We start from the raw sequence: 12,915 nt of genomic DNA, 5'->3' as shown, positions 1-12,915 counted from the left end.
GTCCGATCAAGGCAACGCCCGCTAAAGTTGTGTGACAAGTAAGGCGATAAAACTTGAACAAGGGACACACGACATGCAGGACCTGATGACCATGATCACAACACTCCACCGCCCCCGCCTATTGGCCCGGGCCGCAAAATTCGGAGCGCTGGATTACAATCGGGATCGGCATCTACAACGCATTCTGGGCTATGGCGCGCTGCCGGGAACGGGCGCGGCCCTGATACGATTGATGGAGATGGAAAAAGAAGTGAATGAGCTGCGGCAAGAAGAAGACGCAGGTTATTCTCTGGTCCGACATCTGGTTCTTTTGATCGCGCTGTTGGGTGAGGCGCAGCTGTATCAGGCCAGCCGCGCCTCGCACTTAAATTGATCAGGTGAAGGCATCCGGCATAGAGGCTTTCTTCTCAGCGACATAAGCCTCTAGCGCTGCATTAACATCCGGGTCGATTTGCGGCTGTTGATAGTTGGCGAGCAAGTGTTCGACACGAGCCGACGCAAGCGTACGGGTGTCACGAGACCCTTCTTCCTGCCAAGTCTCAAACGGCTTGTAGTCAAGCACTTCAGATTTCCAGAAGGCTTCTTTGAAGTTTTCCTGCGTGTGATCACACCCAAGATAGTGGCCACCTGGACCAACCTCGCGAATTGCATCCATCGCTTGAGCATTTTCGTCATACGTCACGCCTTTGGCCAACCCGTGCAACACGCCCAGTTGATCGGCATCCATGACGAATTTTTCGAAATCCGCCACCAGACCACCTTCCAGCCAGCCGCAGGAATGCAGCATGAAGTTCACGCCAGACAGCAAACCCATGTTCAGCGAGTTCGCGGTTTCATAGGCGGCTTGCGCATCCGGCAGTTTCGATCCGCAGAATGACCCGGCTGACCGGTAAGGCAGGTTCAAACGCCGCGCCAGCTGGCCCGCGCCGTAGGTAATGTGTGACGCCTCAGGCGTTCCAAATGTCGGCGCGCCAGAGTTCATGTCGATGGAAGTCACCATGGCCCCAAAGATCGCCGGGGCGCCCGGACGAATGATCTGGCTATACGCAACACCGGCCAGAACCTCAGCCAGAACCTGAGTCAGCGTCCCTGCCACAGAAACCGGCGCCATCGCACCGCCCACAATGAATGGCGAGATGATGCAGGCCTGATTATTGCGGGCATAAACCTCAAGAGACCCCATCATCACATCGTCGAAGGTCATCGGCGAGTTGATGTTGGTCAGGGACGTCATCACCGTGTTTTCTTGCACGAACTCTTTGCCGAACAGGATTTCGCACATCTCGACCGAGTCCTGCGCGCGGCTGGGATCGGTTACCGACCCCATGAACGGCTTGTCCGACAGCGTCATATGCGCTTTCAGCATGTCCAGATGCCGCTTGTTCACCGGAACGTCGGTGGGTTCGCATACTGTACCGCCCGAGTGGTGCAGCCACTTGGACATATAGGCCAATTTCACGAACTTGTTGAAATCATCCATGGTCGCATAGCGGCGGCCACCCTCGGCATCACGCACAAATGGTGGGCCATAGACAGGCGCCAAAACCAGACTGCGTCCGCCGATCTCAACCGACTTCTCAGGATTGCGGGCGTGTTGCGTAAATTGGCTGGGGGCTGTCTTGATCAGCTCACGCGCCAGTCCACGCGGTATGCGCACGCGTTCGCCGTCGATATCGGCCCCCGCATCGCGCCACCGCTCCAAAGCAGCCGGGTTGTCAACAAAGTTGACACCGATCTCTTCCAACACGGTTTCTGCATTGGTTTCGATGATCTCTAACGCTTCTTCGTTGAGAACTTCGAAATTGGGTATGTTGCGTTCGATGTATTTCGCTGTCTCGATACGAACTGCGGTACGCTCCGCCCTACGGGCGGCTCCGCCTCCACCGCGACCCCGGCGACGTGCTGCTGGTTCAGCCATATTCTTTCCCCATGATCAGGAAGTCTTGATTGAGGTCCTGTCTAGCCCGCCGTCGATGACGACCATTGGAGGATAACGGCGATTGGAACATAAAAGCGACATATCCGCGGTCAAACAGACAAACGCGACGTCCGGAACCGCCACGTTAACCTTCAGGCACCACTTCCCAGTCCACGCTCAGAATTCCGGGTTCCAGAATAAGGGGGGAAGCAATCTTGTGCTGAACATCTTCCAACTGCTCCTCAGTGGACACCAGAATTTCGAGCGTTTGTATGCCCTCTTCCTCTGCCCCTTTTTGGAATCCAACGATACGCACACCGTTTTGCGCCAGGGCCTGCAACGCTGAAGCCCGCGCTTCGATCTGCGCATCTGCGGCGCATTTAACCAATATGCGGAATTCCTGTGTAAGCGGAACTCCGGCGCGCGTTGTGCGCTTCAGCCACTTCACCAGCGGTCTTAATCCCAGATTCACGAAAATGACGAATCCGGTCATCATCAGCGCAAAAATCCATGCTCCGCTTCCAGCCATCATTCCCACTGCGGCTGAACACCACAGGGTCGCGGCTGTATTCAGGCCGTGAATAGTGAACCCATGCCGAAAGATGATACCAGCACCCAGGAAACCAATCCCCGACACGACCTGAGCAGCCACCCGGGTCGGGCTGACTTCATTCGGGTAGAGCGCAGAGAACACCACAAAAGCCGCAGCACTCAACGCCACCAAGGCGTTGGTTCGCAGGCCCGCCATCCGCTGGCGCACCTGACGCTCGGACCCGATCAACGCACCGCAAAACAGCGCAAGCGCCAGATTCAGAGCGGCAATTTCAATCGCGATTGGCACGCGCGCCTCCCAAGTCGTTTGCGCCAACTCTGACAGCTGGCCGAAGATCGTCATATTTCTGTTACAAAACTTTTACAACAGATCAATCAAAGAACCGGGTCCGACACCGTTTCCCATGCACGGACAATGACCTTGCTCTTGCGAAATCACCTTGCTTGGCCTATGGCGCGCACATGAGTGAAAAATCCCATGACCGCCTCCTGATCATCGACTTTGGCAGCCAGGTGACGCAGCTGATTGCTCGCCGCCTCCGCGAACTGAATGTCTACTGTGAAATTCACCCCTATCAGAACGTGACGATGGATTTCGTGCGGGAAATGTCCCCGCGCGCCGTAATCCTCTCGGGCGGTCCGGACAGTGTGACGCGTGAAGGTTCGCCGCGCACACCGCAAGAGATTTTCGACTATGGCGTCCCGATCCTGGGCATCTGTTATGGTCAACAAGTGATGATGCATCAGCTGGGCGGCACGGTCGAAAGCGGCCATGGCACGGCCGAGTTCGGGCGCGCCTTCGTGACCCCGAACAAGACGCTGGACATTCTGGATGGTTGGTTCGCGGATGGCGACGAACAAGTCTGGATGAGCCACGGCGATCATGTCAGTGAAATCGCACCGGGATTTGAGGTCTTTGGCACGTCCCCGAACGCGCCCTATGCCATCACGGCAGATCCAGATCGCCACTTCTACGCTGTGCAGTTCCACCCCGAAGTGCATCACACCCCTAAAGGCGCGAAACTATACGAAAATTTTGTGAAACTGGCTGGGTTTAAGGGCGACTGGACCATGGGGGCCTATCGCGAAGAGATGATCCGCAAGATCCGCGAACAGGTGGGTGATAAGAACGTCATCTGTGGTCTGTCCGGCGGCGTCGACAGCTCGGTCGCAGCGATCCTGATTCACGAAGCCATCGGCGATCAACTAACTTGCGTATTTGTCGATCATGGATTGTTGCGCAAAAACGAAGCTACGGAAGTCGTGGGCATGTTCCGCGATAACTATAACATCCAACTGATCCACGCGGATGAAAGCGATCTGTTTCTGGGCGAACTCGACGGTCAGAGCGATCCTGAGACCAAGCGCAAGATCATCGGAAAACTGTTCATTGACGTGTTCCAGAAACACGCTGACACGATCGACGGCGCCGAGTTCCTGGCGCAGGGCACACTGTACCCTGATGTCATTGAATCGGTGTCCTTCTCGGGCGGTCCATCGGTCACGATCAAGTCGCACCACAACGTTGGCGGCCTGCCGGAGAAGATGGGCCTCAAGCTGGTTGAACCCCTGCGCGAGCTGTTCAAGGATGAGGTTCGCGCGTTGGGCCGCGAACTGGGCCTTCCGCCCAGCTTCATCGGACGCCATCCCTTCCCAGGGCCCGGCCTAGCGATCCGTTGTCCCGGTGAAATCACCCCCGAAAAACTGGAAATCCTGCGCGAGGCCGACGCGATCTATATCGACCAGATCCGCAAACATGGGCTTTATGACGATATCTGGCAGGCCTTTGTCGCGATTCTTCCCGTGCGTACAGTTGGGGTCATGGGCGATGGTCGGACCTATGACTACGCTTGCGCCTTACGCGCTGTGACCTCGGTCGACGGAATGACAGCCGACTATTATCCGTTCAGCCATGAGTTCCTCGGTGAGACTGCAACACGCATCATCAACGAGGTGAAGGGCATCAACCGGTGCACCTATGACATCACATCAAAGCCTCCGGGCACGATCGAGTGGGAATAACCTAACAGGTCTAGGAACGCGTTGATCACGTAGCAGGCTTTACCGTAGGTGCGACTACGACGCGTTCTGATCTGGCACGGCCAGGTCCGAGAAACCGCGACGGGCGCCCTGCCCTCAGCTGAACTCGCGGCTTACTTGTTCATCCTTCGGCGCAGAAATCGGAAACCGTTGAATCCGTCAAATTTCTCTGTAGCTCAAAGTGGCTGCAACGACGTTTGACTTGCATTCCGCATCCCGATCTCACAGCATGTTTTGCTAGAAGACCCTAAGGATCTTACAAGACCTTTTCTGAATTGCAGTGACGCCTCAAATTGTAGCAAGTAACGCCCAAGGTATTTTATGGCACTGATCAAGAACATTTTTTTCGTCTGTCTGTTAACTTTAGCGATTTTGGTCACGCTCGAAGTCATCCTGTTTGTCGCAATGTCAGTTCGGGATCTGACAAGTGATAGCAGTGCTTCAAAAAAGACGGACAACCCGAACCAAAACGAAGAGACATTTCAATTTCAAAACGACACCGAGAGCTTTCAAGGTTACCCATACAAAGCCTTCGTTGGTTGGGAATCCCCCATGATTTCCAGCAAAACCTTAAACATAGACGAAGACCTGAGGCGCGTTACGACCAACCCTGAACCAGAAAGTGCCACGAAAGTTCACTTTTTCGGCGGGTCCACCATGTGGGGCCACAGTGTTTCCGACAAAAACACAATCCCCTCACAATTTGCGGAATTGTCCAGGAAGACGTCTATCAACTACGGAGAACAAGCATACAATTCACGACAAGGCCTCAACCGGCTTCTGAATAATCTGTCGGACATCCAAAGCGGAGACACTGTGGTGTTTTTTGACGGCGTGAATGACGTCTACCACAATTGCCTTGGCTTGAACTCTGCTAACGGCCACCCCCGTGAAGGCTTCATAAAGGCGGCGTTGGAAAACAAGTCGCAATCTACTTCCGCGCTTTGGACCATAATTCAATCCTCATCCCTCAATCGATTTGCCCGAGGCGTCGGGCAGAAGTTGGATTCAAGCAAGAACGATACAAACTTCTCAGCGCTCAATCGTTGTGGCGAAGAGGAATACGCGGAAGACGTAGCTAGTTTCCTTGTAGACAGTTGGGCCGCGACCCAAGCCATCGTCCAATCCAAAGGCGCGCGGTTTATATGTGTGCTTCAACCGAACCCATATACGTTGAGTTCAGAACCCTTCAGCCATAACTCCAATTACGAAACTCAAATCCATCAGGTGTACCCGAAGATACGGGAAAAGGCGCAGGACCTTGGATGTTTCAAAGACTATTCGACACTTTTTGAAGAAGACCACTACATCGATCATTGTTGCCATGTGAACGCGAAGGGGAACTTGGAAATTGCTCGGCAATTTGCAAAAGACTTGAACTAGGGTTCTGGGTGAACTGCACCGCCTTCCAAAATTCATCGCCCACGGAAAATACTGAATTTTGATGACTTTCCATTAGATCCAAGTCAGACACGCCTCTGACAGGCAAGATGGCAAACACGGAGGCATCGGGTGGAGAGTGCGTCACCTCAGGTCGGTAAAGCGGCCGTTTGGATGATCGGGGCCATCGCGTCTTTCTCGTCAATGGCGGTGGCCGGGCGCGAGTTGAGCCTCTATCACGATACATTCGAAATTATGATGTACCGTAGCTTTGTGGGCTTTGTCGTCGTCGCGCTGGTCCTGAGTGCGACCGGCAAATGGCATCAGGTCAAAACCGAACGTCTGGGCCTGCACGCCATCAGAAACACACTGCATTTCACCGGGCAAAACCTTTGGTTTTACGCTGTCGGCGTAGCACCTCTGGCGCAGGTGTTCGCGCTTGAATTCACACAGCCCATCTGGGTCATCTTGCTATCACCGCTATTGCTTAAAGAACGCCTGACAGCGCTGAAAATGACGGCCGCTTTGATTGGGTTCGCCGGAGTACTGTTCGTGACCCGACCCGGGGCCGCACCGTTGAGCCCCGGCATCGTGATGGCCGCTGCCTCGGCAATTTTCTTCGCATTTACAACGATCACAACCAAGAAGCTCACAAGGTTTGCCAGCATCGGGTGCATCGTGTTTTGGTTGACGGCCATGCAGGCGATCCTGGGTACTGCCGCAGCTGGATTTGACGGGCAGATCACCATACCCAATGCACAAACCGCTCCGTTTCTACTGCTTGTAGGCTTGGCTGGGTTACTGGCGCATTTCTGCATCACCAACGCACTGGCCATCGCGCCGGCGACCATTGTGATCCCCTTCGATTTCGCGCGCCTGCCCACCATCGCTGTGGTCGGTATGATCCTGTATCACGAGCCGATCGACCACTGGACGCTATTGGGCGCAGCAATAATCTTTGCCGGTATCTTTTTGAACGTGTGGTCTGAAAATCGTAACAGTTTGGCAACAGTTCGTAACGTAACAACTCCTAAGTAACGCATGGTCACCAGTTGACGTTAAAATGGGTCACGAGTGAGTATTCGGGCACCACAAATAACGGGCCCGGCGATGCACACTCTGGCACTGCCAATAAGACCCACGAGAGACAGTATGGGAGGAATAAATGAAAAAGGCGCTTCTACAAGCTTGCGCCCTATGCGTAGGGGCAACGACAGTGCAGGCGGGTGGCTTAGACCGCAGTGGTCAGGGCATCAATCTGATTTTTGAAGAAGGCTCGGTTGTTCAGTTCCGACTGGGTTACACTGACCCGAGCGTGAGCGGTACTTTGTTGGGTACGGACTCCGGTGATGTCGCAAACGATTTCTTCACCCCGCATTTGGGCTACAAGACGTCGCTGAACGATCGCTTGGACTTTGCCATCATGTACGATCAACCGTACGGCGCGGACATTTCGTACGCTCCTGGTTATAGATTGTCTCAGGGTGGTAGCGGCGTTCTAGATGCCAAAGCTGACACTGATGCGATCACGGCCCTCTTGCGCTACAAATTCGACAACGGCTTCAGCGCGATTGGTGGTCTTCGGGCTCAAAGGGTGAAAGCCAGGGTCAATGTTCCCGTGGCTGCAGCTTATTCGGTCAATACGGATGCGTCGACCGATTTGGGTTATGTACTTGGTGTTGCATGGGAAAAACCCGAGATCGCAGCCCGGGTTTCATTGACATACAACTCGAAAATCTCGCACGATCTTTCGCAAACGGAAACCAGCCTTCTAACCGGAGGCAGGCCTGTACAATCGTCAAGTGAGATCGAAACGCCGCAATCGGTAAACCTGGATTTCCAGACGGGCGTTGCACCAAAGACTCTGCTCTTTGGCTCTATTCGCTGGGTTGACTGGCCACAGCTTGTGTACAATCCGCCTAACTACCCGCCGACCTCGAACCTGGTTGACTATAACAACGCGACTTTCACATACACGTTAGGTCTGGGTTACCAGTTCTCTGAAGAGTTTTCTGGCGCCGTGACGTTAGGATATGAAACCGACGAAGGTGAGCCGGTATCAAACCTTGGACCAACCGATGGGTTCTGGAGCATCGGTTTGGGTGGCACATACTCAATGGACAAGGCAAAGATTTCGGGTGGCGTCCGCTACACGGACATCGGTGATGCGACAGCTAATGGCGCTGGCCCCGGTGCGCGCGCGACCTTCACTGGTAACAGTGCTTGGAGCGTTGGTATTCAAGTCACTTACGCTTTGGACTAATCAAACCCTCATAGGGTAGGAAGGCCTCGCGATTTTCGCGAGGCCTTTTTTTTCGCAAGTTTCGGGTCGCCCCGGGACCATTCGAATGAAAAGGTGGTGCCATGGAAACTCAGAAACACCTCTCTCCTCGCGCTTGGTCCGAACTTTTGTTGCTGGGCCTGATCTGGGGCGCGTCTTTTTTGTCGATCCGCATTGCCCTGGATACAATTCCGGTGATGACGTCGGTTTTACACCGCACGTTCTGGGCCATGCTGGTTCTCTGGTTGGTCGTATTGATTCAACGTCAGAGCCTCCCCAACAGTCCTAAAATCTGGTTGGCTTTCTTAGTGATGGGCTTGTTGAACAACGCTATTCCGTTCACATTAATGGCTTGGGGTCAGCTTTATATCGACACAGGTCTGACGGCGATTCTGAACGCGGCTACGGCAGTGTTCGGTGTCCTGATTGCGGCCATGTTCTTCAAAGATGAACGCCTGACCAAAGCCCGCCTCTTAGGCGTTGGACTAGGATTTTTGGGCGTTTCGATCGCGATCGGAATACAGAACTTCTCAAGCTTCAGCCTGCAAAGCACAGCCCAACTCGCAATTGTTGCAGGAACAATCTCGTATGCTTTGGCCGCTGCATGGGCCCGGAAATCACTGTCCGGTCTCTCGCCTATCGTCGCAGCGGCCGGAATGCTCACCGGATCGACCGTGCTGATCTTACCGGTCACGCTGATGGTCGACGGCATCCCCACCTTGGCCCTGCCTTTCGTGACATGGGTCGCCATCGGGTATTACGCCATCATCGCCACCGCCGGCGCATATCTGTTGTACTACCGAGTGCTTGCCATGGCCGGCAGCGGCAACCTGATGCTGGTGACGCTGGTTATCCCGCCCGTTGCGATCATTTTGGGCGCCGCAGTGCGGGACGAGGCCCTTGAACCGAGGGCTTTCATCGGCTTCGCTGTCCTTGCGCTGGGCCTGTTGATCTTAAATCGTTCCGGTTCTCGCAATTGACGCCGCCCCTTGCCCGATTTAGCAAAGGCTAAAAAGGGACAGTGGAACATGATCTACGGCTCGGCAGAAGACTGGCGCAATGCGCCGCGAAAAAAAGTGCTGTTTTTCGGCATGTCGGGTCTGGGTAAAACCTATGTGTCGAACATTCTGAGGGATTCGGGCGGTTGGTTTCACTACTCAATCGACTACCGGATTGGCACTCGCTACATGGGCGAATACATCACCGACAATGCCAAGGCCGAGGCCATGAAGATCCCGTTCCTGCGTGATCTGTTACTGTCAGATTCGATCTATATCGGCTCCAACATATCATTTAACAACCTGACCCCGGTCGCGGCGTATCTGGGAAAGCCAGGGAATCCAGATCTCGGCGGGCTTGAGATGTCAGAGTACCGCCGCCGGCAAGAGCAGTTTCGCCTGGCTGAAATTCATGCCCTGCTGGACACCGAGTATTTCATCGACCGAGCGCAGCGGCTGTATCAATACCCCCATTTCATCTGCGATACCGGCGGATCCATCTGCGAATGGGCAGACCCAAACGATCCCGGCGATCAATTGCTGAGCGAACTGTCCCGACACACTCTGATGGTATGGCTGAAGGGTGACGAAGATCATACCGCCGAGCTGATAAAGCGGTTCGACAAAGCCCCTAAACCAATGTCCTACCAGGGCGAATTTCTCACCCGCGTCTGGGAGGAATACCTGGACCAACACGGATGCGCCGAGGCGGATGTCGACCCCGATGATTTCATTCGCTGGACCTACGCTCAAGCCCTCGCTCATCGTCAGCCCAGATACGAAGCCATGGCCAAGAATTGGGGTGTCACAATCACTTCAGGCGATGTCAGCAAGGTGCGTGATGCCCCTGATTTCGATGAGTTGATCGAACGCACCCTTGAGACCCAAGCCAATTGCGCCTAACTACCAGCTTTCTATGACCTCTTTAAAAGCCTGAGCATATGCCCATTAAGATCCCTTCAGACCTGCCCGCTTATGACGTCCTGACCCAAGAGGGTGTCATGGTCATGGACGAAGATCAGGCAATGCGTCAGGATATTCGCCCCTTGCGCATCGGGTTGTTGAACCTGATGCCCAAGAAGATCCAGACCGAAAACCAGTTTGCCCGGTTGATTGGCGCCACCCCTTTGCAGATCGATCTGTCGCTGATCCGCATGACCGAGCACAGGACAAAGAATACCGCAGCGGTTCATATGGCCGAGTTTTATCGCCCCTTTCAGGAGATAAGGGATCAGAAGTTTGATGGTCTCATCATAACTGGTGCGCCTATCGAGCATTTGGATTTTGCCGACGTGACATACTGGGATGAAATCAGCGAAGTTTTCGACTGGACCCAAACCAACGTCCATTCGACCTTTGGTGTCTGCTGGGGTGGGATGGCCATGATCAACCACTTCCACGGCGTTGAAAAGCACATGCTGGACGCCAAGGCATTTGGGTGTTTTCGGCACCAGAACCTGAACCAAGCCTCTCCGTTTTTGCGTGGGTTTTCAGATGATTGCGTCATCCCTGTCAGTCGTTGGACGGAAATGAAGCAGGCCGAAATTGATGGCGCGCCCGGTCTGACCACGTTGCTGGGCAGCGATGACGTTGGCCCCTGTCTGGTCGAGGACAGATCGCATCGGGCGCTCTATATCTTCAACCACTTCGAATACGACAGTGATACGTTGAAACAGGAATATGACCGCGATGTGGCCAATGGCACGCCGATCAATGTACCGATCAACTACTACCCAGACGATGATCCGGCCCAGACCCCACAGAACCGGTGGCGCAGTCATGGGCATCTTTTGTATGGGAATTGGATCAATGAAATCTACCAGACCACCCCTTTCGATATGAATGACATTGGCCGTTAAATTACTGATATCTTTGGGCCTTGCGGTCCTTGGCCTTGCGTTGGTATCGATGTGGCGCGCGGCGCAACAAGAGGCCCTGGCCGAAGCCGCCTTTCCGCCAGAAGGTGAAATGCTGGATATCGACGGTGTCGCGGTTCATGCTGTCGTGATGGGCGAAGGCCCCGATGTCGTGTTGATCCACGGATCCAGCGGAAACACCCGTGACATGACCTTCGCCCTCGCCCCGATCCTGGCCGAGCACTACCGCGTTATCGTTTTTGACCGACCCGGTCTTGGATATTCCGACAGTTTCAACCCGGATGGAGAAACCATCATCGAGCAGGCGGATGTATTACAGCGGGCCGCCGCGCTGCTTGGCGCCGACAAACCAATCGTGGCCGGGCAAAGCTATGGCGGTTCGGTTTCATTGGCCTGGGCCATCACGCGCCCTGACAACATCTCGGCGCTGGTCCTGATTGCTCCGGCTGCGATACCATGGGAAACGCCACTGGATGGCTTCAACAGGCTGGCGTCGACTTCGGCAGGGAGCGCTCTCGTCCTGCCCCTGATTACGGCATTTGTTCCCGATTGGTATGTAACTCAAGCGCTCGATACGGTCTTCGCACCCCAAAAAGCGCCTGACGGCTACGCTGAACATTTCGGGCCTCAACTGACTGTTCGCCGCGCCTCAATGCACGCGAATGCCAAACAGCGCGCAAACCTTCTGGATGAGATCACCCAGTTGCAACCCCGATATGGCGAGATTTTTGTTCCGACCGAAATCGTGCACGGCACGGCAGATGACACTGTCGGGCTGGGTTGGCATTCCGAACGTCTGATCGAACAGATCCCAGGCGCCGAACTGATCGCATTGCCAGGCATCGGGCATATGCCGCAGGTTGTCGCAGCACCAGAGGTTGCGGCAGCGATCGACCGCGCCACCGAGCGCGCAGGTTTGCGTTAAGCCGACACCTAATCCATAGTAAGAATTGGATTTTATTGCGAGGTAGCACATGGCCCGGTCGGAAAAAGGTTCCATCGAAAAGTATTATCGCAAGGGCGCACCCAAAAGCGTACGCGAAGAAATCAAAAACGCCAATAAGGGCGATATCCTGAACCCCACCTATCCCTACCCCGAAAAAATGAAATCCAGCGACTATCAAGATCAGATGGACGCGCTGCAGATCGAGTTGGTCAAGATGCAGTCTTGGGTAAAGGAGACCGGTCAAAGAGTTGCGATTATCTTTGAAGGTCGGGATGCGGCCGGCAAAGGCGGAACCATCAAGCGCTTTCGTGAAAACCTCAATCCACGCGGTGCCCGAAACGTCGCACTATCCAAACCGTCGGATACAGAACGAAGTCAGTGGTACTTTCAACGCTACATCCCGCACTTACCTGCAGCCGGGGAAATCGTGTTTTTCGATCGCAGCTGGTACAACCGCGGCGTAGTTGAGAATGTCTTTGGATTTTGCACACCAAAGGAAAGAGAACGCTTTTTTCGACAGGTCCTGCCATTGGAGACTGGATTGGTGGATGATGGAATTCACCTGTTCAAGTTCTGGCTGAACGTTGGGCGGGCTGAGCAATTGAACCGTTTTCTGGCACGCGAGACTGACCCGTTGAAGCAATGGAAGTTAAGCCCGATTGACGTTGCCGGTCTGGACAAATGGGACGCGTACACTCAGTCCATTTCAGAAACATTGACACGGTCTCATACTGACAGCAGCCCCTGGACGATCATACGGTCCGATGACAAGAAACGCGCCCGTCTTTCAGCGATTCGAACCGTGCTGCACGCGCTTGATTACGAAGAGAAAAAGACCAAGAATCTTGGCTCGATTGATAGAAAAATCTGCGGCGGACCGGTAATCTGGGATGCATAGAATTGCGGCCCTCAATTAAAGCAAG

12 protein-coding genes are annotated in these 12,915 nt (G+C 54.4%); 10 read left to right on the top strand and 2 right to left on the bottom strand.

Features of this window, described 5'->3' with window-relative positions; translation table 11 throughout:
* The first annotated feature begins 73 nt into the window (after nucleotides 1–73).
* Complete coding sequence (locus D9K61_RS21735) at nucleotides 74–373, top strand: DUF6477 family protein (protein WP_120635291.1); 300 nt, start codon at nucleotides 74–76, stop codon at nucleotides 371–373.
* On the opposite strand, the gene D9K61_RS21730 is transcribed toward D9K61_RS21735, so the two are convergent.
* Together D9K61_RS21730 and D9K61_RS21725 are read right to left on the bottom strand one after the other, a co-directional pair.
* Nucleotides 374–1,918 carry a trimethylamine methyltransferase family protein gene (locus tag D9K61_RS21730; RefSeq protein ID WP_120635290.1) on the bottom strand — a complete coding sequence of 515 codons (1,545 nt, stop codon included), beginning with the start codon at nucleotides 1,916–1,918 and terminating at the stop codon, nucleotides 374–376.
* Nucleotides 1,919–2,063: 145 nt separating this feature from the next.
* A complete protein-coding gene (locus D9K61_RS21725; protein WP_120635289.1) occupies nucleotides 2,064–2,813 on the bottom strand; it encodes an MgtC/SapB family protein in 750 nt (249 codons plus the stop codon).
* Nucleotides 2,814–2,932: 119 nt separating this feature from the next.
* Between D9K61_RS21725 and guaA the strand changes: the two genes are divergently transcribed.
* The 9 genes from guaA to ppk2 all read left to right on the top strand — a co-directional run bounded on the left by guaA (nucleotide 2,933) and on the right by ppk2 (nucleotide 12,890).
* Nucleotides 2,933–4,492 (top strand): glutamine-hydrolyzing GMP synthase, encoded by a 1,560-nt coding sequence (guaA, locus tag D9K61_RS21720; protein WP_120635288.1) that lies wholly within the window; start codon nucleotides 2,933–2,935, stop codon nucleotides 4,490–4,492.
* Nucleotides 4,493–4,831: 339 nt separating this feature from the next.
* Nucleotides 4,832–5,893 carry an SGNH/GDSL hydrolase family protein gene (locus D9K61_RS21715; protein WP_120635287.1) on the top strand — a complete coding sequence of 354 codons (1,062 nt, stop codon included), beginning with the start codon at nucleotides 4,832–4,834 and terminating at the stop codon, nucleotides 5,891–5,893.
* A 129-nt stretch (nucleotides 5,894–6,022) separates the two neighbouring features.
* Entirely contained in the window at nucleotides 6,023–6,928 is a 906-nt protein-coding gene (locus D9K61_RS21710; RefSeq protein ID WP_256386774.1) for a DMT family transporter, read from the top strand.
* Between the two features lie 127 nt (nucleotides 6,929–7,055).
* Nucleotides 7,056–8,153: an OmpP1/FadL family transporter gene (locus D9K61_RS21705; RefSeq protein WP_120635285.1), complete on the top strand. Its 1,098-nt coding sequence runs from the start codon at nucleotides 7,056–7,058 to the stop codon at nucleotides 8,151–8,153.
* Nucleotides 8,154–8,254: 101 nt separating this feature from the next.
* Entirely contained in the window at nucleotides 8,255–9,151 is an 897-nt protein-coding gene (locus tag D9K61_RS21700; RefSeq protein WP_120635284.1) for a DMT family transporter, read from the top strand.
* 48 nt (nucleotides 9,152–9,199) lie between these two features.
* Nucleotides 9,200–10,072: an ATPase gene (locus D9K61_RS21695; RefSeq protein ID WP_120635283.1), complete on the top strand. Its 873-nt coding sequence runs from the start codon at nucleotides 9,200–9,202 to the stop codon at nucleotides 10,070–10,072.
* Between the two features lie 38 nt (nucleotides 10,073–10,110).
* A complete protein-coding gene (gene metA / locus D9K61_RS21690; protein ID WP_120635282.1) occupies nucleotides 10,111–11,028 on the top strand; it encodes a homoserine O-succinyltransferase in 918 nt (305 codons plus the stop codon).
* Nucleotides 11,012–11,971 (top strand): alpha/beta fold hydrolase, encoded by a 960-nt coding sequence (locus D9K61_RS21685; RefSeq protein WP_162946995.1) that lies wholly within the window; start codon nucleotides 11,012–11,014, stop codon nucleotides 11,969–11,971. The genes metA and D9K61_RS21685 overlap by 17 nt, the downstream gene beginning before the upstream one ends.
* Nucleotides 11,972–12,020: 49 nt before the next feature.
* Nucleotides 12,021–12,890 (top strand): polyphosphate kinase 2, encoded by an 870-nt coding sequence (ppk2, locus tag D9K61_RS21680; RefSeq protein ID WP_120635281.1) that lies wholly within the window; start codon nucleotides 12,021–12,023, stop codon nucleotides 12,888–12,890.
* Nucleotides 12,891–12,915 lie beyond the last annotated feature (25 nt).

It is taken from the genome of Ruegeria sp. EL01 (assembly GCF_900313035.1).
In the GTDB taxonomy this organism is placed as follows: Bacteria; Pseudomonadota; Alphaproteobacteria; order Rhodobacterales; family Rhodobacteraceae; genus Ruegeria.
The sequence above is the reverse complement of the archived record's forward strand: the minus strand, read 5'-3'. Positions and strand labels throughout refer to the sequence as shown.

Bases quoted from the DNA above. Each gene is read 5' to 3' on its own strand.
- D9K61_RS21735 (WP_120635291.1), top strand. From the start codon at position 74: ATGCAGGACCTGATGACCATGATCACAACACTCCACCGCCCCCGCCTA.
- D9K61_RS21730 (WP_120635290.1), bottom strand. From the start codon at position 1,918: ATGGCTGAACCAGCAGCACGTCGCCGGGGTCGCGGTGGAGGCGGAGCC.
- D9K61_RS21725 (WP_120635289.1), bottom strand. From the start codon at position 2,813: ATGACGATCTTCGGCCAGCTGTCAGAGTTGGCGCAAACGACTTGGGAG.
- guaA (WP_120635288.1), top strand. From the start codon at position 2,933: ATGAGTGAAAAATCCCATGACCGCCTCCTGATCATCGACTTTGGCAGC.
- D9K61_RS21715 (WP_120635287.1), top strand. From the start codon at position 4,832: ATGGCACTGATCAAGAACATTTTTTTCGTCTGTCTGTTAACTTTAGCG.
- D9K61_RS21705 (WP_120635285.1), top strand. From the start codon at position 7,056: ATGAAAAAGGCGCTTCTACAAGCTTGCGCCCTATGCGTAGGGGCAACG.
- D9K61_RS21700 (WP_120635284.1), top strand. From the start codon at position 8,255: ATGGAAACTCAGAAACACCTCTCTCCTCGCGCTTGGTCCGAACTTTTG.
- D9K61_RS21695 (WP_120635283.1), top strand. From the start codon at position 9,200: ATGATCTACGGCTCGGCAGAAGACTGGCGCAATGCGCCGCGAAAAAAA.
- metA (WP_120635282.1), top strand. From the start codon at position 10,111: ATGCCCATTAAGATCCCTTCAGACCTGCCCGCTTATGACGTCCTGACC.
- D9K61_RS21685 (WP_162946995.1), top strand. From the start codon at position 11,012: ATGACATTGGCCGTTAAATTACTGATATCTTTGGGCCTTGCGGTCCTT.
- ppk2 (WP_120635281.1), top strand. From the start codon at position 12,021: ATGGCCCGGTCGGAAAAAGGTTCCATCGAAAAGTATTATCGCAAGGGC.